The organism is Roseateles sp. P1_C1_2, assembly GCF_056406535.1.
In genome coordinates, this window is the sequence record NZ_JBFUAB010000015.1 from 37,877 (window position 1) to 58,752 (window position 20,876).

General features: G+C 68.0%; 21 protein-coding genes. 10 read left to right on the forward strand and 11 right to left on the reverse strand.

The features are described 5' to 3' along the window. Positions 1-9 precede the first annotated feature (9 nt). The gene (locus tag AC1D2H_RS15920) at positions 10-390 is read left to right on the forward strand and encodes a GFA family protein (protein ID WP_478011635.1); all 381 of its coding nucleotides are present in this window, start codon (positions 10-12) and stop codon (positions 388-390) included. 262 nt (positions 391-652) lie between these two features. Here the strand turns inward: AC1D2H_RS15920 and AC1D2H_RS15925 are convergent, their stop codons facing one another. The 3 genes from AC1D2H_RS15925 to AC1D2H_RS15935 form a co-directional block, all read right to left on the reverse strand. Then, a complete protein-coding gene (locus tag AC1D2H_RS15925; protein WP_478011636.1) occupies positions 653-1,591 on the reverse strand; it encodes a hypothetical protein in 939 nt (312 codons plus the stop codon). Positions 1,592-1,681: 90 nt separating this feature from the next. Next, on the reverse strand, positions 1,682-2,668 hold the full coding sequence (locus AC1D2H_RS15930; RefSeq protein ID WP_478011637.1) for a substrate-binding domain-containing protein: 987 nt from the start codon (positions 2,666-2,668) through the stop codon (positions 1,682-1,684). Beyond that, positions 2,665-3,531, reverse strand: a complete 867-nt coding sequence (locus AC1D2H_RS15935) for a 23S rRNA (adenine(2030)-N(6))-methyltransferase RlmJ (protein WP_477931116.1) — start codon at positions 3,529-3,531, stop codon at positions 2,665-2,667. The genes AC1D2H_RS15930 and AC1D2H_RS15935 overlap by 4 nt, the downstream gene beginning before the upstream one ends. A 102-nt stretch (positions 3,532-3,633) precedes the next feature. Here AC1D2H_RS15935 and AC1D2H_RS15940 point away from each other — a divergent pair, with 102 nt between their 5' ends. Together AC1D2H_RS15940 and AC1D2H_RS15945 are read left to right on the forward strand one after the other, a co-directional pair. Next, complete coding sequence (locus tag AC1D2H_RS15940; protein WP_478011638.1) at positions 3,634-4,716, forward strand: alkene reductase; 1,083 nt, start codon at positions 3,634-3,636, stop codon at positions 4,714-4,716. A 115-nt stretch (positions 4,717-4,831) separates the two neighbouring features. Next, on the forward strand, positions 4,832-6,097 hold the full coding sequence (locus AC1D2H_RS15945; RefSeq protein WP_478011639.1) for a PEP-CTERM sorting domain-containing protein: 1,266 nt from the start codon (positions 4,832-4,834) through the stop codon (positions 6,095-6,097). Here the strand turns inward: AC1D2H_RS15945 and AC1D2H_RS15950 are convergent. Further along, on the reverse strand, positions 6,057-7,199 hold the full coding sequence (locus tag AC1D2H_RS15950) for a hypothetical protein (RefSeq protein ID WP_478011640.1): 1,143 nt from the start codon (positions 7,197-7,199) through the stop codon (positions 6,057-6,059). The two genes, AC1D2H_RS15945 and AC1D2H_RS15950, sit on opposite strands and share 41 nt — an antisense overlap. Continuing rightward, entirely contained in the window at positions 7,199-7,765 is a 567-nt protein-coding gene (locus tag AC1D2H_RS15955; protein ID WP_478011641.1) for an MOSC domain-containing protein, read from the reverse strand. Before AC1D2H_RS15955 ends, AC1D2H_RS15950 begins: the two co-directional genes overlap by 1 nt. Positions 7,766-7,858: 93 nt before the next feature. Here AC1D2H_RS15955 and AC1D2H_RS15960 point away from each other — a divergent pair, with 93 nt between their 5' ends. Further along, complete coding sequence (locus AC1D2H_RS15960) at positions 7,859-9,118, forward strand: cation:proton antiporter (protein ID WP_478011642.1); 1,260 nt, start codon at positions 7,859-7,861, stop codon at positions 9,116-9,118. Then, positions 9,115-10,230, forward strand: a complete 1,116-nt coding sequence (locus AC1D2H_RS15965) for a YbdK family carboxylate-amine ligase (protein WP_477931126.1) — start codon at positions 9,115-9,117, stop codon at positions 10,228-10,230. Before AC1D2H_RS15960 ends, AC1D2H_RS15965 begins: the two co-directional genes overlap by 4 nt. A gap of 30 nt (positions 10,231-10,260) precedes the next feature. Here the strand turns inward: AC1D2H_RS15965 and AC1D2H_RS15970 are convergent, their stop codons facing one another. Next, positions 10,261-11,109, reverse strand: a complete 849-nt coding sequence (locus AC1D2H_RS15970) for an amidohydrolase family protein (protein WP_478011643.1) — start codon at positions 11,107-11,109, stop codon at positions 10,261-10,263. A 506-nt stretch (positions 11,110-11,615) separates the two neighbouring features. Here AC1D2H_RS15970 and AC1D2H_RS15975 point away from each other — a divergent pair. Continuing rightward, positions 11,616-13,490, forward strand: a complete 1,875-nt coding sequence (locus tag AC1D2H_RS15975; RefSeq protein WP_478011644.1) for a phosphoenolpyruvate carboxykinase (GTP) — start codon at positions 11,616-11,618, stop codon at positions 13,488-13,490. Positions 13,491-13,551: 61 nt separating this feature from the next. Here AC1D2H_RS15975 and AC1D2H_RS15980 read toward each other — a convergent pair whose 3' ends face one another. Both AC1D2H_RS15980 and AC1D2H_RS15985 read right to left on the reverse strand, forming a co-directional pair. Continuing rightward, a complete protein-coding gene (locus AC1D2H_RS15980) occupies positions 13,552-13,770 on the reverse strand; it encodes a hypothetical protein (protein WP_477931132.1) in 219 nt (72 codons plus the stop codon). Between the two features lie 105 nt (positions 13,771-13,875). Then, a complete protein-coding gene (locus AC1D2H_RS15985; protein WP_478011645.1) occupies positions 13,876-15,606 on the reverse strand; it encodes a hypothetical protein in 1,731 nt (576 codons plus the stop codon). A 143-nt stretch (positions 15,607-15,749) separates the two neighbouring features. Here AC1D2H_RS15985 and AC1D2H_RS15990 point away from each other — a divergent pair, with 143 nt between their 5' ends. Further along, entirely contained in the window at positions 15,750-16,040 is a 291-nt protein-coding gene (locus AC1D2H_RS15990; protein WP_477931136.1) for a hypothetical protein, read from the forward strand. Here AC1D2H_RS15990 and AC1D2H_RS15995 read toward each other — a convergent pair. From AC1D2H_RS15995 to AC1D2H_RS16005, 3 genes are read right to left on the reverse strand one after another with little or no spacing between them, the layout of a single operon-like run. Next, positions 16,037-16,573: a DUF924 family protein gene (locus tag AC1D2H_RS15995; protein ID WP_477931138.1), complete on the reverse strand. Its 537-nt coding sequence runs from the start codon at positions 16,571-16,573 to the stop codon at positions 16,037-16,039. The genes AC1D2H_RS15990 and AC1D2H_RS15995 overlap by 4 nt on opposite strands. Before the next feature lie 5 nt (positions 16,574-16,578). Then, positions 16,579-16,800, reverse strand: coding sequence for a hypothetical protein (locus AC1D2H_RS16000; protein ID WP_478011646.1), 222 nt, complete (start codon positions 16,798-16,800; stop codon positions 16,579-16,581). Between the two features lie 40 nt (positions 16,801-16,840). Then, a complete protein-coding gene (locus tag AC1D2H_RS16005) occupies positions 16,841-17,716 on the reverse strand; it encodes a hypothetical protein (protein ID WP_478011647.1) in 876 nt (291 codons plus the stop codon). 188 nt (positions 17,717-17,904) lie between these two features. Between AC1D2H_RS16005 and AC1D2H_RS16010 the strand changes: the two genes are divergently transcribed. The 3 genes from AC1D2H_RS16010 (at position 17,905) to AC1D2H_RS16020 (ending at position 20,813) form a co-directional block, all read left to right on the forward strand. Beyond that, complete coding sequence (locus AC1D2H_RS16010; protein WP_478011648.1) at positions 17,905-18,666, forward strand: hypothetical protein; 762 nt, start codon at positions 17,905-17,907, stop codon at positions 18,664-18,666. Positions 18,667-18,755: 89 nt separating this feature from the next. Then, entirely contained in the window at positions 18,756-19,649 is an 894-nt protein-coding gene (locus AC1D2H_RS16015; RefSeq protein ID WP_477931145.1) for an AAA family ATPase, read from the forward strand. A 3-nt stretch (positions 19,650-19,652) separates the two neighbouring features. Next, positions 19,653-20,813 carry a vWA domain-containing protein gene (locus tag AC1D2H_RS16020; protein WP_477931147.1) on the forward strand — a complete coding sequence of 387 codons (1,161 nt, stop codon included), beginning with the start codon at positions 19,653-19,655 and terminating at the stop codon, positions 20,811-20,813. Positions 20,814-20,876: the final 63 nt, after the last annotated feature.

Sequence of the window (20,876 nt, forward strand, 5' to 3'; positions counted from 1 at the left end):
TGCCCGCCCATGACCCAGCCTCTTTCCGCCCGTGGTTCCTGCTACTGCGGTGCCATCTCCGTCACGGTCTCTTCCCCGCTGCGTCGCCCGGTCAATTGCCACTGCGGGGAGTGCCGTCGCCTATCCGGTGCGGCATTCACGACATGGATCACGGCACTGCGCGATCAAGTCGTGATGAACAACGCCGAAGGGCTGAGCGTGTTCAAACCGACGCCCAACTTGCAGCGCTCGTTCTGCAAGCAGTGTGGGTCGCATGTCTTCACGGCAGACGTGCGGCTGCCAGCAGTCTTCGGGTTCCCGGCGGGGGTCTTCGAAGGCGAAGCCGTCGAGCCCCCGGACCACGACTACTTCCTCGAGGACAAGGCCAGCTGGTACGGCTCCGCACCTTGAGCGTCGAGAAGGCTGCCGATGGCTATTGCGTGCCGGTCCAACAAGGGCGCGAAAGAAAGGACAGCTTCAGGCTGAGGCTGTGTGAAAACGCGATCTCAACGGCGTTTCAGGGGTCTCGACACCCTTGGCACTTCGGCGATCGTTGATCCTGACGCGATCTGATAGGCCGCTTTCTCGCCGGTCCGTCGACTGGTGGTGTTTTCACACAGCCTCGGCTGAAAGCGGACCCTCCGTACTCACTCAATTGAGCGGCAAGGCTAGCTCACTCGCTTGCTTCCTTGAGCGCCCGATGCGCCGCTTCGAGCACCCGTTCCAAGGTGCTTGTCCCCGTGACCGGCTCGCCAATTTGCTGTGCCGAACACGCAACGATGTCAAAGGTCCGATCCGAGAAATTGACGATCCAGTGACGCGCTGGAAATTGAGACCAGTAGCCCGTCTGCAGAGACTCCGACAAGATATTGAACGCGTTTCGCGTCAGCCCTGCATTGGCGTATGGATGGCTCTCGAGCAGCGAGCCGATGCGAGACTCCTGATGCTCTATATAGGTAGAGAACTCAACGAGTGCGACTCGATCGTCTTCGGTTCTGTACCCTAGCCACATCACGTCACCCAACACGAGTGCGCAAGGCGCATCCGAGGTCGACTCGTGAAACCCTATCAATGGAACCTCTCGCCAAACGGTAGCGGTTGCGTAGAAGGGCTTGATCGCCGGGAGGTACTCCGGATTTGGTACGACTGGGCGCGGCGGCAGCACAGGGTGCAAGGTCTTCCATCCGTCAGGGGTTTGGACGCACATCTCGCCGCTCCCGTCCGGCATCACAACGTTGGCATAGGAGACGTTGTCCACCACCATCAGTTCCGAGGCCTCAGCTGGGCGCACGTTCAGCAAGAGCCGTGCGGCCTCCTGCAGCGGCTCGTCGGGGCGGGTCCGCTTCGCCAACGCGACCAGTTCCTCGACACCTACCAAAGGGTTATCCCTCAGAAACTCAGCGGCGACGTCTTGATCGATGAGTCCCATCGCGCCAGCGAAACGCAAACGGCTCTTGGCCTCCCAGGCCGTTTCGAGGTCGCTCATTGCCGGATTGCTCAGGTCAACGAACTCTGGGATGCGCGCAACCGCCAATCGATACCACTCGTCGATTTCGCGTTCAAACAACGTGCAGGGCTCGGGCACATCTACGGGAAAGTTGACATCAGGCACGGCTCATCCTTCTCTTGCTGGATTTCTATTCAACGAACGTGAAGTGGTTTGATTCGCCACAGGGGACCGCTTCCGCTGCCAAGCAGCCCCTCAGGTCGCCCGTACGACCAGCTCCGTCGGCATGATCTCGCTGGCAGCGCCCTGGCCGCCGATGAGGTCGAGCACCTTGCGCGCCAGCAGCACGCCGCCGTGGTGCCAGTCCTGGCGCACGCTGGTCAGCGGCGGCGCAAAGCTCTGGGCCGCCGGCGAGTCGTCATAGCCGATCACCGACACGGCGTCGGGCACGGCCAGGCCGGCGTCGGTGAAGGCGCGCACGGCGCCCATGGCGAGCAGGTCGCTGGCCGCGAACAGGCCGTCCGGCGGCTTGCCCCCTTTCGCAAGGTGCGCCTGCACGGCCGTGAAGCCGGCGCCGAAGGTGAAGGCCGCCGGCGTCAGCGTCTGCGTCTTGAGCCCGGCCTTCTTCAGCGCCTTGGCAAAGCCCTGCTGGCGGTCACGGATCTCGGCATGGCGCACATCGCCGAGGAAGAGCAGCTCGCGCCGCTGCAGCGTGATGAGGCGCTCGGCCGCGCAGGCGCCACCATGGGCGTTGTCGCCACCGACGACGACCGCATCGCCGCGGCCATGCTCGGCACCCCAGACGACCATGGGCAGGCCCATGGCCGCGGCCGACTTCACGGCCGAGCCGTTGGCGCCCTGGCCGAGCAGGATGACGCCGTCCGCCGACGCCGCCATGCCCTGGCCGGGGCTCTGCAGCGCCGACAGCAGCACGCTGTAGCCGCGCGAGGTCAGCTCCTGCGTGATGCCGCCCAGCAGCTGCAGCGGGTAGGCGTCGGTCATCGGCCGGTCGGTGTCGGGCTGCATCTCCAGCATGACGGCCACCATGTGGCTGCGGCGCAGCCGCAGGTTGCGCGCATGGTGATTGAAGCGATAGCCCGCCGCCTCGGCCAGCGTCTTGATGCGCTCACGCGTGGCCGGCGTGACCGAGGGGCTGTCGCGCAGCGCGCGCGAGACGGTGATGGTCGACACGCCAGCGAGTGCGGCGATCTGCTCCATCGTGACCGGCTTGCTCTCGGTCATGCCACTTTTTGTTCGAGCACGTAGTTCGCGCCGTCGTACTGGCCCAGCTTCTCCACCAGCAGCGGCAGGCACTCGGCCAGCTCGTCGTGTAGCGTGAAAGGCGGGTTGGCGATGAACATGCCACTGCCCAGCATGCCCAGTCCCTTGCCGTCCGGGCGGTCGGCGGGCTCGGCCACGGTCAGGCGCACATGCAGCCAACCCTTCTTGGCAGCAGCGTCGGCACTGCCCTTCAGGCGCGCCGCAAGTTGGCTCGACTCCAGCAGCTGCAGCTGCGGGTACCAGATCATGACGACGGTGTCGGCCGCGCGCTCCAGCGCCTCGCGCAGCGCAGCGAGCACCTTGCCGTAGTCGCTCTTGATCTCATAGGACGGGTCCATCAGCAGGGCCGCGCGGCGCGTCGGCGACGGCAGCTCGGCCTTGATGGCGGCGAAGCCGTCGGTGTCGCGCACCTGGGTCTGCGCGCGCGACTCGAGGTAGCTGGCCAGGATGCGGTGGTCGGTCGAGTGCAGCTCGTAGACGCGCAGCCGGTCGGTCTCGCGCAGCAGCATGTGGGCGATGGCCGGCGAGCCGGGGTATTGGCGCAGCTGGCCGTCGGGGTTGAAGGCGCGCACCAGGTCCAGGTAGTCGGCCAGCGGCGCGGGCAGGTCCTTGCGGTCGTAGAGCCTGGCGACGCCCTCGGCGTACTCGCCCTTCTTCTGCGCATAGCGGCCCTCGACGGAGTAGCCACCGGCGCCGGCGTGGGTGTCGATGAGGGTGTAGGGCTTGTCCTTTTCACCCATGTAGCGCAGCACGCGGGTCAGCACGAGGTGCTTGAGGACGTCGGCATGGTTGCCGGCATGGAAGGCGTGGCGGTAGGCGAGCATGGGGCGATTGTCGCTAACACATCCGGGATCAACCCCGCCAGGACGGGGAAAGGCGACGAAAGCCAGACTTGCAACCATCCGTCTCGTCCCTATTTCACCGTCATGCCTACCCTCTTCGACCCCGTCCGCTTCGGCGACATCCCGCTGGCCAACCGCGTCGTCATGGCGCCTTTGACGCGCAACCGCGCGACGCGCCAGACCCCGCATGAGCTGCATGTCGAGTACTACCGCCAGCGCGCCGGCGCCGGGCTGATCATCACGGAGGCCACCCAGATCCGCCCCGATGGCCAGGGCTATTTCGACACCCCGGGCATCCACACGCCCGAGCAGATCGCCGGCTGGAAGCAGGTCACCGACGCCGTGCATGCCGAGGGCGGCAAGATCGTCGTGCAGCTCTGGCATGTGGGCCGCATCTCGCTGAAGAGCCTGCAGCCGGGCGGCCAGCAGCCCGTGTCGTCCACCAACCGCGCCGCCAAGACCAAGACCTACGCCGCCTATGGCGAGCTGGTACCCACCGACGAGCCGCGCGCGCTGGCCACGCACGAGATCCCGCAGCTGATCGCCGACTATGTGCAGGCCGCCAAGAACGCCATCACGGCGGGCTTCGACGGCGTCGAGATCCACAGCGCCAACGGCTATCTGCTCGACCAGTTCCTGCGCGACAGCGCCAACGACCGCAACGACGAATACGGCGGCTCCATCGAGAACCGCGCCCGCCTGCTCATCGAGGTCATGACGGCAGTCGCCGGCACCATCGGCGCGGGCCGCACGGCGCTGCGCCTGTCGCCCGTCACGCCGAGCAACGACATCGGCCAGGACAGCAACCCGCAGGCCCTTTTCAACTACGTCGCCGAGCAGTTGGCGCCGCTGAAGCTGGCCTTCCTGGAAGTGGTGGAGGGCGCCACCGGCGGCGCGCGCGACATCGCACCCTTCGACTACGCCGAGCTGCGCCGCCGCTTCGCCGGCCCCTACATCGCCAACAACGGCTATGACCGTGGGATGGCTCTGGATGCCGTCGCCAGCGGCAAGGTCGATGCGGTGGCCATCGGCCGGCCCTTCATCGCCAACCCCGACCTCGTCGAACGCATCCGCGACGACCAGCCCTGGGCCCTGCCGCAGAAGGAGACCTTCTACGGCGGAGGCGTCCAGGGCTACACGGACTACCCGGCGCTGAAACAGGCCTGATCCATACGTCGCCGATATGGCGATGTGATGTTTCAGATATTTGACGACTGGAGTTGCCCTCTCTAGTGTGGAGGCCGTCCTTGGGACGACCCCGAATAAACACTGGAGACAAGCAATGAATCGCCTTCTCGCGCTGGCCTTGGCGGCCACGCTGGCGGGGCCCGCCCTCGCGGCCGACCCCATCAAGATCCTCTTCGTCGGCAACAGCTACACCTTCGGCCGTGTCGACCCGGTGATGAGCTACAACGCCGCCGCCGTGCACGACCTGACGGCCGGCTTCAACGCCATCAACCCGGCCGGCACCAACAGCTTTCCCGCCGGCACGGTGGGCTCGGGCACGTTCGAGCCCCACCCCTGGGGCGGCGTGCCGGGCATCTTCAAGAAGATGACCGACGAGGCGGGCATGAGCTACGACGTGTCGCTGTCCACGCGCAACGCGGCCTCGCTGCGCGGTCAGTTCCTGGACACGGCCAACAGCGACTGGAAGCTGCGCGAGAACGTCGCCACGCAGCAGTGGGGCGCCGTCGTGCTGCAGGAGCAAAGCGACGCGGCCCTGCCGGCCGGCAGGGGCAAGAACGCCAATCTCGCCACCTTCAATGCCTACGCCGACCAGTTCGAGCGCTTCATCCACAACGGCGCAGCCCAGAGCTACAAGGAATCGGCACTGTTCGGCAGCCTGGCGGCCTGCACGGCCACGAGCCTGTCGGCGGGCAGCTGCGGCACGACGCGCAACATCGCCGCCAACACGAACGCGAGCGCCAATACCAAGGTCTATCTGGAGCAGAGCTGGGCCCGGCCCGACATGGTGGAGGCGCACAAGGTCACGACGCCCGACCTGACAAGCGCCGACGGCCGCCCCATCGTCGACGCGGCCGGCGGCAACGCGACGCTGTACTACAACAGCCTCGCGGCGATGACGGCCGACCTGCACGACTCCTTCTACGCCAAGGCCGCCTCCAACCCGGGCTTTGCCGGCGTGGTGCCGGTGGGCGATGCCTTCCAGCTCGCGGTCGACCAGGGCCTGGCCCAGGGCAGCGGCTTCTACAACGCCGGCGGCACCTTCGCCGAGACGGCCGGTGCGCTGAACCTGTGGTGGCTGGACCGCACGCATGCGAGCAAATACGGCTCCTATCTGTCCGCCCTGACGCTGTTCGGCAGCATCACCGGCCGCGACCCGCTGACGCTGGGCTTGGGCGAGCAGGCGGCCATCGACCTCGGCATCGACGCGACGACGGCGCGCGCGCTGCAGCGCGTGGCCAGCCAGCAGCTCGGCTTCACGACGGCCGTGCCGGAGCCGCAGAGCCTGGCCCTGCTGCTCGCCGGCCTGGGCATCATCGCCCTCAGGACTGGAAAGCGCCGGGGTGGCGCGCCGGCCCGCTGAGGGCCTGGCTGGTGTGCGGGTGGCGGTACTCGCGCGACGGCGAGAGCCGCAGCCCGCCACCTTCGCCCGCATCGACTGCCTTGCCGCGCAGTGAGGATTCGGGCTTGAGCCGGTAGTCGTCGCGCGCCGCGCGCACGAACTCGTCCCACTCGGCCGTGAAGTTGGCGCGCCGCGTCCAATGCCCCTCGGCCGCGAGCTTGGGCGCGCCGACGAGCAGGTTGTTGGCCAGCACGACCTCGGCCTGCGGCGGCGTCACGCGCAGCCAAATACCGCCATTGGGGCCGCCGCTGGGCAACTGGTCCACCAGCGTGTTGTTGACGAGGTAGAGGGCCTGCTTCTCCCACTTGGCACCTTCGACGCCGAAGGAGATCACATGCGGGTTCTCCGTCGTCGAGCTCTGCATGATGAGGTTGCCCATGACGACGGCGACGCCGCCGTTGGGAAACTCCAGCTCATAGCTCGCGCGGCCGCCGATCTCGTCGCTGAGACGGTTGTAGAGGATGTGGTTGAGCGCCGCGCGGCTCTTCAGCAGATGGCCGAGCCGGCCGTGATGGAAATAGCTGCCCGTCACGGCCAGCCGCCTGATGGCACCGACGTAGACGTTGTGCGTCTTGCCCTCGCGCAAGGCGATGGCCCCGAAGTCGCAGTCGATGATGTCGAGCTCGATGCCGTCATCGTTGGCCGTCAGCACGCCGTTCTCGTTGTCGACGAAGCTGCAGCCCAGCAGCGTCAGCGAACCCGCCTCGACGCGAATGCCGGCGCCATTGCGCTCCGGCACCGCGGCGCCGACGAAGTCGAAGCCCTCGATGCGCTGGCGCTGGCCGCTCATCACGAAGATGCCCTTGCCTTGCGCGTGCGCGCCGTTCGCGATCAGCCTCACGCGGCCGCCGACGGCACGCAGCGTCAGCTCATGCTGGCGCCAGCTCGCGACGTCGGCCACGTAGTCGCCCGCATCGACCTCGATGAGCATGCCGTCCTTGGCCTGCCGCGCCGCGGCCGCCAGCGACTTGACGGCGCGCCGGGGCCCGACCTGCAGCGCCGGCCCGGCATGGGCGGCAAAGGGCGCAAGTCCCGCCGCGACCAACAGCGCGCGGCGCCGCATCAACGTTGCTTTTTCATTTTGGCTTTGAACAGCTCGACGATGCCGACCTCGCGCGGCCCCGGGATCAGCTCGAAGGCCTCGCCGACAGCTATCGTGCCTTCCCGCCTCACGGCCAGATAGAAGCCGCAGTAGCCGCTCTGAACCATCAGCTTGGCCGCCTGGTTGAAGCCCATGTGGGCATTGAACTTGAAGCAGGGGTAGCGCGGCTCGGAGACGGCGAGCTCGCAGTCCGCAAAGCGCAGCACGTCGCCTATCCAGACCTTGCTCTCCAGCAGGCCCGACAGCGTCAGGTTCTCGCCGCAATCGCCCGGCCGCAGGGCGCCCTCGACCTTGGCCTGGCCACGCACCGTGCTCCAGAAGGCGTAATGCTCCTGCGGGTAGGCATAGACGGCCTTGGAGAGGCCGCCATGCACGCTGAGGTCGGCCTGCTCGTCGCCCTCCAGGCCCAGGGGCCGCACCGCGATGCGGCCCTCACGGGGGCGCTTGCGGATGGCGGAGTCCAGGGACTCGCCTGAGGTCGCGACGAAATGTTCGACAGGGGCGGTATTCACGCTGAGGACTTGCATGCCGGGCATTGTCGAGGAGGCTTTCGGCGTGTTGGCCTACAAGGGTCTGCTGGCCGGCCATCTAGGCTTCTGCAAAAACCCCAAGGGAGAGCCATGAACGCACTCGACACCGGCGCCAGGGTTTGGGCCGGGCTGGCCGTGCCGCCTTCCAGCGCGCTGATGTTCGTCGTCGGCGTATTGCTGGCCGGCGCCCTGGCCGGCGAATTCATCGCCGCGACGACGCGGCTGCCGCGCGTCGTCGGCTACACGCTGGCGGGCTGCGTCGCGGCCGCCTTCGGCCATGGCGTGGCCATGCCGCTGGCCGGCGCGGCCCAGACCGTCACCGACCTGGCCCTGGGCCTGCTGCTGTTCGAGATCGGCAGCCGCGTGCATCTGCGCTGGCTGGTCCGCAACCCCGGCCTGGCCTTGACCAGCCTGGCCGAGTCCCTGCTCAGCGCCGTGGCGGTGGCCGTGGTGCTGCGCTTCTTCGACCTCGGCTGGCAGACGACCATTGCCTGCGCCATCCTGGCCATGCCAGCACCGGCCGCCGTGTCGGGCCGCGTCGCGATGGAGCTGGGCGCCGAGGGTCAAGTCACTCAGCGGGCTTCGCTGCTGACGGCCCTGAACACGCTGTACGCCGTGGTCGCGCTGATCCTGATGCGCACCTGGTGGGCGGCGGACGATGGTGGCAGCCTGCCCCAGGCGCTGGCCGGCCTGGCGATCTCGCTGCTGACCACGCTGGGCCTGGCGGCGCTGCTGGCCGGTGCCGTCTATCTCGTCGCGCGGCGGCTCGACCTGCGCAACGAGAGCGCCGTGCTGCTGCTGTTCGGCCTGGTTGCCTTCGCCATCGTCGCGGCGCGCGCCATCGGCGTGTCGACGCTGCTGATGCCGCTGCTGGCCGGCCTCTTGCTGCGCAACACCAGCGAGCGCCCCTGGGTCTGGCCGCGCCACTTCGGCACCTCGGGCGGCGCCCTGGTGCTGATGCTGTTCGTCATCGTCGGCTCGGCCTGGTCACCCAAGATCCTCGTCGCCGGCGGTTTCGCGGCGCTGGCGCTGCTGGCGACCCGCTTCGTCGCCAAGACCATCGCCATCGTGGCGCTGGCGCCCCTGGCCAAGTCCAGCTGGCGCCAGGGCCTGGCCCTGTCCATCACGATGACGCCGCTGTCGGCCACGGCCCTGGTCATGCTCAGCGAGCTGATGCGCGCCGAGCCCGGGCTGGCCGCCGGCGCCGTGCCCATCATCCTGGCCAGCATTGCCGTGCTGGAGCTGATCGGCCCGATTGCCGTGCAGTTCGCGCTGCGCCTGGCCGGCGAGCTGCCACCGGCGCCCAAGCGCCGCAATCGCCAAGAGAACGGCAAGGAAGGCAAGCAATGAGCCTGGGGGTCTTCTCCAAATCGCAGCCACTGACGCTGGGCGTCGAGCTGGAACTGCAGATCGTCAACAGCGCCGACTACGACCTCGCGCCCGTCTCCGCCGACCTGCTGCGTCTGATGGAAAAGCGCAGCATTCCCGGCGACGTGAAACCCGAGATCACCAGCAGCATGATCGAGCTGGCCACCGGCGTGTGCACGGGCTTCGGCCAGGTGCTGTCGGAGCTGGGCCAGATACGGGACGCGCTGGTGGGCTGCGCCGAGCAGCTCGACGTCAGCCTGTGCGGTGGCGGCACCCACCCCTTCCAGCACTGGAAGCGCCAGCGCATCTTCGAGACGCCGCGCTTTCACGAGCTGTCGTCGCTGTACGGCTATCTGTCCAAGCAGTTCACCATCTTCGGTCAGCATGTGCACATCGGCTGCCCGAGCGCCGACGAGGCCCTGGTGCTGCTGCATGGCATGAGCCGCTTCATCCCGCACCTGATTGCGCTCGCGGCGTCGTCGCCTTTTGTGCAGGGCGAAGACACCGGCTTCGACTCCGCGCGGCTGAACTCGGTGTTCGCCTTCCCGCTGAGCGGCCGCGCCCCCTTCGTGCAGACCTGGGACGACTTCGAGACCTACTTCACCAAGATGACCCGCACCGGCGTCGTCTCGGGCATGAAGGATTTCTACTGGGACATCCGCCCCAAGCCCGAGTTCGGCACCATCGAAGTCCGCGTGTTGGACACGCCGCTGACCATCGAGAAGGCCGCGGCCCTGGCTGGCTTCATCCAGTGCCTGGCGCGCTGGATCACGGTGGAGAAGCCGTTCAAGCTCAGCGAGGACGACTACCTGCCCTACACCTTCAACCGCTTCCAGGCCTGCCGCTTCGGCCTGGACGGCACCTTCGTCGACCCCGAGAGCGGCGAGCACCGCGTGCTGCGCGACGACCTCATCGCCGTGCTGACCCGGCTGGACACCCACGCCGGCGACCTGCGCGCCGAGGCCGCGCTGCAATATGTGCGCCGCGAAATCAACGGCGTGGGCAATGACGCGACCTGGCTGCGGCGCATCGAGGCCGAGAACCACCTGCTGCCCGAGGTGATCCGGCGGGCGGCCAAGCGCTGGCACGGGTGAGCGCCGGCGCCCGCATCCAGCGGCGGTGTGCTACTTCAGCCCGAACAGCTCGCGCGCGGTGCCGTAGCGGATCTGCGCCCTTTCCTGCTCGGTCAGGCCCAGGCGCTCGAAAGCCGCCAGCGTGCGCGGCAGGGACAGTTGCGGAAAATCCGAGCCGAGCAGCACATGGTCGACGCCGACGTTGCGGACGGTCCAGACGAATTCGTCCTGGATGGGCGATCCGGCCGCGATGATCACGCTGGCGGAGATGTCGAAATAGATGTTGTCCGCGAACAGGCCCTCGGCCGTTCGCGCCAGGGCCAGGATGTTCCAGAAGCGGAAGTTGAGCCCGCCCATGTGGGCGAAGATGAACCTGGTCTTCGGCGTCTTCAACGCAAGATTGAACAGGTTCTCGGTGTCGCCGGGGATGATGCTGGCGTTGTCCATCAACACGACGACGCCCAGTTCGCCGGCCCGCTTGACGAGGGTCGACACCCGCGGGTCCGTGACGTCGAACTTCTGCGTGTGCGCATGCAGCTTGAGTACCTTGATGCCGCGCGCCGCGACCCGCTCCAGCTCCACCACGGCCGCCTGGCCGTCATAGGGATGGACCGTCGCGATCGGCAGCATGCCGGGGTGCTTGGCGGCTAGCGCGATCAGGCCGTCGTTGCTGGCCCGTGTCTTCTCGACCTCGCCCGCCGGTGCCTGGTTCGGGCCACCGAACCACATGGCCCCGAAGCCGGCCACCGATTGCCCGCCGGCCTTGAGCTGGGCCTCGTAGTCGCGGATCGAAGCTTCGCCATTCCACAGGTGGACATGCGAATCGAAAGTCTTCTCCTGGCCGAAGGCAGCGCCCTGCGACAGCAGCAGCAGCGCGAGTGCAAACACAGCAGGCTTCATCGTTTCTCCAAGGCGGCACCGTTGAATCAGCGCGTCAGCCCAAAGTATTCCCCAGGACGCAGCCACGCTCCGCTGCCTCCCCTCATGACCGAGGTCCCCGCCCCAGCATCCAATGGGCCGTGCTGCTGCTGCGCGCAATGGCATGGCGACCGATGGACGGGCGGTAGGCCCGATAGAAGACAACGCGGGTGGCGTCGTGATGGGCAAGGATGGCGGCCGCGCCCAACCACGGAGTAGTTGCCGGCACCTCGGCATGACAGCGCTGACCACGCCAAAGTTGCACGAAGTTTCACGCTGCCTTCGCGCAAACCCTAGGCCCACTTCACGAGCGCCGTGAGCCTCTCGCCCGCGCCAGCATGGCGTTATTCCTGTTTTGCATGACCCCACCGATCCCGGTGGTTACGGCGTGATTACATTGGATTCGACAATCCACCTCCTCAGGTTCGGTGTGCTTGGGCCAGCTCGCTGGCTGCCCCAAACACATTCCCATGATTGGAGCTTTCGCCATGAACCAACCCGCCATGCAGGGGCTGCGGCTGAACCTGCCCGCCTATGTCAAGAACGCCCGGCTGATCGCCTGGGTGGCCGAGATCGCGGCCTTGACCGAGGCCGCCGACGTCTACTGGTGCGACGGCAGCGCCGACGAATACCAGCGCCTGTGCGACCAGCTCGTCGCCGCCGGTACCTTCAAGAAACTCAATCCCGCGCTGCGCCCCGGCAGCTACCTCGCCAACTCCGACCCCAGCGACGTCGCCCGCGTCGAGGACCGCACCTTCATCTGCTCCGCAGCCAAGGAAGACGCGGGCCCGACCAACAACTGGATGGCCCCGGCCGAGATGCGCGAGCTGCTGCAGACCGGCGACAAGGCGYTGTTCAAGGGCTGCATGCGCGGCCGCACCCTCTACGTCGTGCCCTTCAGCATGGGCCCGCTGGGCAGCCCCATCGCCCACATCGGCGTGGAGCTGAGCGACAGCCCCTATGTCGCCGTCAACATGCGCACGATGACGCGCATGGGCCGCGCCGTCATCGAGCTGCTGGGCACCGATGGCGACTTCGTGCCCTGCGTGCATACCGTGGGCGCGCCGCTGGCAGAAGGCCAGGCCGACGTGTCCTGGCCCTGCAACAAGACCAAGTACATCGTCCATTTCCCCGAGACGCGCGAGATCTGGAGCTATGGCTCGGGTTACGGCGGCAATGCGCTGCTGGGCAAGAAGTGCTTCGCGCTGCGCATCGCGTCCACGATGGGCCGCGACCAGGGCTGGCTGGCCGAGCACATGCTGGTGCTGGGCGTGGAAAGTCCCGCCGGCAAGAAGATGCACGTCGCCGCCGCCTTCCCGAGCGCCTGCGGCAAGACCAACTTCGCGATGCTGATCCCGCCCAAGGCCTTCAACGGCTGGAAGATCACGACCATCGGCGACGACATCGCCTGGATCAAGCCGGGTGCCGACGGCAAACTCTACGCCATCAACCCCGAGGCCGGCTATTTCGGCGTCGCGCCGGGCACCAATTCGCACACCAACCCCAACTGCATGGACAGCCTGCAGCGCGACGTGATCTTCACGAACGTGGCGCTGACCGATGACGGCGACATCTGGTGGGAAGGCATGAGCGACACGCCGCCGGCCCACGCCATCGACTGGCAGGGCAAGGACTGGACGCCCGCCATTGCCAAGGAAACCGGCGCCAAGGCCGCCCACCCCAACGCCCGCTTCACGGTCGCCGCGACGAACAACCCGGCGCTGGATGCCAACTGGGACAACCCCGCCGGCGTGGCCATCGACGCCTTCATCTTCGGCGGCCGCCGCTCCACCACCGTGCCGCTGGTGACCGAAGCCCGCAACTGGACCGAGGGCGTCTACATGGCCGCCACCATGGGCAGCGAGACGACCGCTGCCGCCGCCGGCCAGCAGGGCATCGTGCGCCGCGACCCGTTCGCGATGCTGCCCTTCATGGGCTACAACATGGCCGACTACTTCCAGCACTGGCTGGACCTGGGCGCCAAGCTTGAAGCCTCGGGAGCCAAGCTGCCCGCCATCTACTGCGTCAACTGGTTCCGCAAGGGCGCCGACGGCAAGTTCGTCTGGCCGGGCTATGGCGAGAACATGCGCGTGCTGAAGTGGATGCTGGACCGCCTGGAAGGCAACGGCGGTGGCAGCGAACACGTCTTCGGCGTGACGCCCGGCTATGCCGACCTGAACTGGGAGGGCCTGGACTTCTCGCAGGAGAAGTTCGACACCGTCACCCGCATCGACGCCGCCGAATGGCAGGCCGAGATGAAGCTGCACGACGAGCTGTTCGCCCAGCTCGCCTTCCATCTGCCCGCCGAGCTGCCTGCCGTCAAGGCGCGCATCGAAGAGCGCCTCGCGAAAGAGGCGGGCTGACCGTTTTTGTTGACCCTTCCGGTGACAAACTTTGTACGGGCGCCTTCGGGCGCCCTTTTTTTCAGCGCTTGCTGCCGAACACCAGCAGCAGCCCGCCGACGGCGATGGCGCCGACGCCCAGCCACATCGGGATATTGACCTGCTCCGTCTCCTTGGCCGAGACCTCGAGCGAGCCCAGCTTCACGACGGTCTTGTCCTTGGTATAGCTGAAGCCGCCCATGGCGAGGCTGGCCGCGCCGATGACGAGCAGCAGGATGGCGATGATCTTGGTGGCACCCATGGCGCTCTCCTGTTTTGAGGTGCGCTCAGTCTCAGGTCGACCGCCTGTGACAAACGGTGTCGAACGACGCGACCCGCTGTCAGACAAAGCCGACAGCGGGTCGTCTCACGGGTAGTCCTTCAGCGTCGCCGTGTTGCTGCCGCCCTTGCAGCGTGCCGCATCGCCGGCGTCGTTGATGACGTGCTCGATGCTGCCCTTGTCCACCAGGCAGACCGCGATCATGTGGTGGAAGCGCACACCGGGCAGCTGGGGAGCCTCGATGGCGCGGTCCAGCGCGACGTCGGGTTTCAGGAAGACGCTGTACAGCCCCAAGCCCCAGGCCTCGTGGCGCGTCACCGAGTCGGCCACCTTGTAGGCCGCATAGCCGCGGCCACCGGCTGCATTCGTCCACTGGGCTTGAGTCGGTGGGTCGTAGGGGATCTCGGACTGGTAGAAATAAACGCGGCCACCATTGCCCTGCCAGACGACCTGCTCCTTTTGGAAATGCTCGGCGAACAGGCCGTAGATGGTCACATCCTCGCCATTGACCCACAGGCCATGCGCCGAAGGATTGCTCGTCCAGCTGACGCCGGCGCCATGGTCGGCGCGCCACAGCCAGGTGTGGTCGACGATGGTGTCGTGAGCATTGATGCGCAAGGCCGTGTCGACCTGGCCGGCCGCCGCGCCGCCGATGCGGAAGAACAGGTCATGCAGCACGATGGGGTCGGCCCTGTGGCGCTTGCGGGTACCCACGGGCGCCACCTCCATCAGCACGCCCGAGTCCTTCTCGCCCGCGTCCAGGAAGAGGCCGGCGATCGTCAACCCGTCGACGTCCGCCGTCTTCAACAGCGGCTGGCCGACGTCCGAGCGCAGCGTCGGAAAGCCGATGCCCAGCACGACGGTACCGGGGCGCCTGACCTGCAGCGTCTCGGTCAGCAGGTACTCGCCCGGCGTGAACAGCAGATGCTTGCCCRCCGCCAGCTGCGCGTTCATCGCCGCCGCCGTGTCGCCCGGCCTGGCGATGAAGAACTGGGCAATCGGCAGCGTCCTGCCCGGCGCCTGCCTGCCGTCGGCCCAGGAGATGCCGACGCTGTCGCGCCGCAGCGCCGGCAAGCGCACCGCGTAGCCACCCTGGGCGTCGATGAAGAGATAGGGCTTCTCGCGCACCAGCGGCGTCTTGTCGACCTTGGTGAAGCGCTGGCCCGGCGTCGGGAACTCGCCCGCCGGTGCCCCCTGCACGCCGACGAAGACCATGTTCCAGTTCGAGCCCGTCCAGCTGCCCCACCGGCTGTTGCGCGACAGCCATTGCTGCTGGGTCGCCGAGTTCACCTGGCCGTCCACCAGCACGTCCGAGAACCAGCCACCGCTGGCCCAGCCCTTGTTCTGGTTCAGCCGCATATTGCCGCGCACATGCATGCGCCGGAACGGGATGGCCTGGGACACGGCCCACTGCATGGTGTTGTCGCCGATGCCCAGCGTCGGCGTCACCGAGAAGTTCTCGGCGCCGCGCCAGAAGTTCTGCGTCGCGTTGTCGCCGTCGAGGAAGGCCGTGGAGCGCAGGTCGCCGACGACATGGACATCGTCCGGGTGCGCGCCCAGGCCCAGCACCTGCGTGTAGAAGCCCACCGGGATGCGCAGGCCGTCGTAGGTGCCGGGCTTGAGCAGGATGGCGTCGCGGCGCGGGCCGAAATGGTTGGGCTGCTGGGCCGCATAGACCTCGTCGATGCGCTGCTGCAGGCCCGGCGTCGCGGGGTCGAAGATGTGGACGTTGGGGCCGAAGTCCGGCTTGTCAGCCGCCACGGCGGCAGCCGCCAGGCCCACGGCCAACACGGCCGCCATCGCTTGCTTGCACTGCATGTCTCTTCCTCGCCAGGTCTTTGGCTGTCGTTGTTGGAATCGGTTCCACTTTCCTGATTGGATCACGCACCACCAGGCACGGCCTTCAGGGTTACTCCTGCGCAGGGCAGCGCACAATGGCTCGACTTGCGCAAGGAGACCCGATGAGCCAAGGCTTTGGTCACGAGGTGCCAGGACGGCACGCCCAGCAGGAGCACCGCAAGGTCTCCCGGTACCTGATCGTCATCGAGTCGGGCGCCGGCCCGGTCGCCAAGCTCTTTCTCGACAGCCGCGAGCCGGCGGGTGAGTTCGACGTGGGCACCGAGGAGGTTGCCGTCATGACGCGCAGCGCCACGTCGTCGACGGGCGCCGGCGGTGCGGAGTGGAACAAGGCCCTCGCTGGCCACAGCGCCGAGGAGCGCGCGGCGGCAACCGTCTATCTGCTGGACGTCTAGAAGCTCGAACCGGGCTGCGTGAGGAAGACCTCTTCCTCCGGCGTCGACGCGCGGCCGAGGATGGCGTTGCGGTGTGGGTAGTGCCCGAAGCGGTCGACGATGGCCTTGTGCTTGAGCTCGAACTCATGCGTGTGCTGCGGCGCGCGCTCACGCATCAGCGGCTCGCCCGCCGCATGGATGGCGACGGATTCGCTGTGCATATAGGGCATGTAGAGGAAGGCCCGCTGCTCGACGGGCAGGGCCAGGTCGGCACCGGCGGCCACGGCCTCCTGAGCGAGCGCCAGCGCCAGCGGGTCGGCCGCAAAGGCATCGGCCGTGCCGCGGTGGATATTGCGCGCGAACTGATCCAGCGCGATGACCTCGGCGAGGCGCCCCTCGGGCGTGGCGCGCCAGGCAAAGAGCTCGCAGCGCCTGGCCTGTTCATGCAGGGCGCCAAAGCGGGCGCGGACGAGTTCATCGAAGGCCGTGTCGACCTTCCACCATTGGGCCGGCGTGATCTCCTCGAACCAGAAGCGCAGGACGGTGTCGTGCATGCCGTTCACCCCTTGCGGCCGCCCAACAGCAGCAACAGCCCACCCACCGCAATCGCCCCCACGCCCAGCCATACCGGCAGGTTCACCTCTTCCTTCTGCTTGGCCGACAGCTCCAACGGCCCGAGCTTCACGACGGTCTTGTCCTTGGTGTAGCTGAAGCCACCGGTGACCAGGCTGGCAGTGCCGGCGATGATGAGAAGGATGCCGATGATCTTGGCGACGTTCATGGCGGGCGGTTGAAGTGGCAGAGCCGTCAGCTTAAGTGCTTCACCAGGCGTAGCTGGCCCCCAGCAACCCGTAATTCACGCCTCCGCCCTGCGGCCCGCGGCTGCGGCCGATGCCGGGCGTGAGGGTCCAGCCGGCACCCGCGGCGATGGCGGCCTTCATCTGCACGCTGCGCAGGCTGCCGCCGTCATGCACGCGGTCCTGCTGCACCTCGCCGTTCAGCGCCACGCGCTCGTTGACGCGCCAGGTCGCGCCGAGCTGATGGCTGCGGTCCAGGGCCGCCTCGTCGCGGTTGACGGCCGAGACGCGATTGCCGATCAGCGGCACGCCGTCCAGCAGGCCGCCGCTGTTCGTCGCCTGCGTCGTGCGGGTCGCGTAGCGGTTGCGCAGGCTGGCGCCATAGACCGTCAGGCGCGGCGTCACCGCGACGGCGCCGTGCAGGCCCAGGCCGTGGCCCTTGACGCGCTGCTCGACCGGCGCGCCGGCGACGCTGGCGTGGGCGCGTGCGGTGCGCCGGGTAGCGTCAACGCCGATATTGGCGTCTGCCGTCGGCTTCCAGTCCAGCGCCGCCGCCACGTCGGTCTGGCGCAGGGCCGCGCCGTCGCGTCGCTGGCTGGCATTGACGCTGGCCTGCCAGGCCTTGCCCGCCACGCCGCCGCCGACGGCCGCCTGCCTGGGGCGGTAGGTGAGGCCGCTGGCCGCATCGCGGCTGCGCGACTGGCCGACGCCGGCCTGCACCCAGGCGCTGTCGCCCACCGGCAGGCTGATGGCCGCCGCCGCGCTCTGGTTGCGCTGGCCGTCGCGTTGCACGGCGAGGTTCAACGCGCGCTTGTCGGCGTTGGGCGCCGGCTCGTCAGCCTTGGCAGTGCCGGCCAGCAGCAGGGCGGTGGCGACGAGGATGGGCTTGAGGTTGTTCATCAGGGCTCCAGGTTCTGTGGGTCACAGTGACCCTTTCAACCCGACAACGCCGCCCGCCCCGCCATCCTTCCAGTGCCGATGTAACCAGTCGCAGCCTAGGCGCGCCGGCGCGCTTCAGGGTTCGCGGGGATGCGTGATTCCGACGGGTCGACCACACTGCCGCCCGACCATAAGAAGCCGCAGGGAGCGTGAAGTTCATGATGTCGAAATCGATCATCCTGGCGGCGAGCCTGCTGGTGCCCATTCCGATCTGTGCCGCGCCGGACCTCCCTCCCATGCTCGGTCAGTGGGCGGGTGTGATAGCGCAGGCATGCCCCGTCCTTATCAAGGACTTGACGGGGAACCGCGATATCCAGGCAGCATTCGCGGGACGCGCAGTCGACAGCCAATCGGTATGCAACTGTGCCGTTGACAAGATCGTCGACGACTCGCGACTCGTTGCCGAATTCAGGGTCGAGAATGCGGTTCTCGCCCAGCGGCTGAACGCGGGTGGCCTGAAGGCCTACGCCACCCTTCGCGGCATCACCTCCATCCTGGCCTGCCTGTCGACAGATGTGGACAAGTCGCTGGCGGCCATGCGAATCGATGACGAATACGTACCGCGCGTCCAGCTCATCGAAGCAAGCAGCCAGCCTCAGTTCGAGAACGTGGATGAGCCGGCGTTCAAGGCGCTGATGGCCAAGAACGGCAGCTCAACGCCGGCCTCGCTCGCCGGATCGATGCGCACGGTCAGCGCTGATGTGCTGCGCCAGACCGGTCAGCCATGCGGGCGCATCCGCGTGCTGGACCTGAGCCGGGTCGAAGAGGACGTGCCCGACAAGTCCCTGGGCGCTGACAAGGAGGTCAAGCTGACCTGGCGCGTCAATGCCTGTGGCCGCGAGCTGACGACCGAAGAATCCTTCACGCAGATGTCCCGCGAGTGGACCGACAGCATGCTGAAGCCCAAATAGCCGCTGGGGCGCGTGGGCCCCGAGATCCTGCACTTGGGGCGGGACACGCCGATACTCCCGGCACCGCGATTCACCAGGGCGCTGCCGACATGAATCAGCCAACGGCCAGCATCGATGCCATCGCCGAGGCCCTGCAAGCCCAGGCCTATCTGCCCTCGCGCGAATTGGCCACGGCCGCCTTCCTGGCGCTGCGACTGTCGCGCCCCCTGCTGCTGGAAGGCGCCCCAGGCACCGGCAAGACGGCCATCGCGGCCGCGCTGGCGGCGGCCCTGAAGCGGCCGCTGATCCGCCTGCAGTGCTACGAGGGCCTGGACCTGGCCGCCGCGGCCTACGAATGGAACTATGCGCGGCAGATGCTGGAGATCCGCCTCGCGCAGGCGCACGAGCGCGAGCGCACGGCCGACGAACTGTTCTCCCGGCGCTTTCTCATCGAACGCCCGTTGCTGCAGGCCTTGACGACCCAGCCCGCCCCGGTCCTCCTCATCGACGAGCTGGACCGCGCCGACGCGCCCTTCGAGGCCTTCCTGCTGGAGTTCCTGGCCGACTTCCAGATCACCATCCCCGAGCTCGGCACGATCAGCGCCGCCACGCCGCCGCTGGTCATCCTCACGAGCAACCGCAGCCGCGAGATCCACGACGCCGTCAAACGCCGCTGCCTCTACCACTGGGTGGACTTCCCCGACGCCGCGCGCGAGCTGGCCATCGTCAACGCGCGCCTGCCGCAGATCGAGCGGCGGCTCGCGGCGCAGGTCGTCGCCTTCGTGCAGGGTCTGCGCCAGCTCGACCTCTACAAGCTGCCCGGCCTGGCCGAGACGCTGGACTGGTCGCGCGCCCTCATCGAGTTGAATGCCGTCAGCCTCGACCCTGCCACCGTGCAGTCGACGCTGGGCGTGCTGCTCAAATACCAGGACGACATCGCCCGCGTGCAGGGCAGCGAGGCGGCGCGGTTGTTGGCGGAAATGCGAGCCACCGCACAGGCCTGAGCCGTGGACCACCTGGCGGAGAACCTGCTGCACTTCGGCCGTGTGCTGCGCACCGCCGGCCTGCCCGTCGGCACGGACCGGCTGCTGCTGGCAGCCCAGGCCCTCGAGGCCGGCGGCCTGGCCTCGCGCGCCGACTTCAAGGCCACGCTGGCCACCTGTCTCGTCGACCGGCCCGAGCACCGCCCGCTGTTCGACCAGGCTTTTCATGTCTTCTGGCGTGACCCCGACCTGCTCGGCCGCATCATGAGCCTGCTGCTGCCGCAGGCCGAGGGCCGCATGTCCACGCCACCGCCGCCGGAGAACCGGCGCCTGGCCGACGCGCTGTTCCCTGCCCCGCTCACCACGGCGCCGCGCACCGAGCAGGTCGACATCGAGGCGCGCCTGGACGCCGGCAACCGCGAGCTGCTGCAGCGGCGCGATTTCGACACCATGACGGCCACCGAATGGGACGCCGCGCGCCGGGCCCTCGCCGCGCTGCAGCCGCGCCTCGCGCAGCAGCTGACGCGGCGCCACACCGCCTCGCGACAGGGCCGCGTCGCCTGGCGCGTGACGCTGCGTGCCGAAGCGCGTCGCGACATCGCGCTGCCATCGCGTGAACAGGCCCGCCGCCGCTCGACGCCCCTGGTGCTGCTGGCCGACATCTCGGGCTCGATGGGGCGCTACTCGCGCGTGCTGCTGCACCTGGCCCAGGGCCTGCTCAACCCCGGCCCCGGCCTGCATCAGCGCCCCGTCGTCGAGGCCTTTGTCTTCGGCACCCGGCTGACGCGCATCACCCGCCAGCTCCAGGCCCGCGACCCCGATGCCGCGCTGGCCGCCGTGTCCGCCGCCGTGCCGGACTGGGCCGGCGGCACGCACATCAGCCAGAGCCTGCATGCCTTCAATCGCGACTGGGCGCGGCGCGTGCTGGCCGGTGGTGCGGCCACGGTGCTGCTCGTCACGGACGGGCTGGAGCGCGACGCGCAGGACGGCTCCCGGCTGAGTACCGAGGCCGAGCGGCTGCGCCTGTGCTGCCGCGAGCTGATCTGGCTGAACCCGCTGCTGCGCTTCGATGGCTTCGAGCCGCGTGCGGCCGGCGTGCGAGCGCTGTTGCCACAGGTCAGCCGGCATCTGCCGATCCACAACCTCGACAGCATCAACCAGCTGCTGGATGCCTTGCTGCGCTAGCCACCGTCCTACAGGAAGGCAGCGCGCCGTCTGCCCCGCCGTGACCGGCCCGGTGCTTAGATT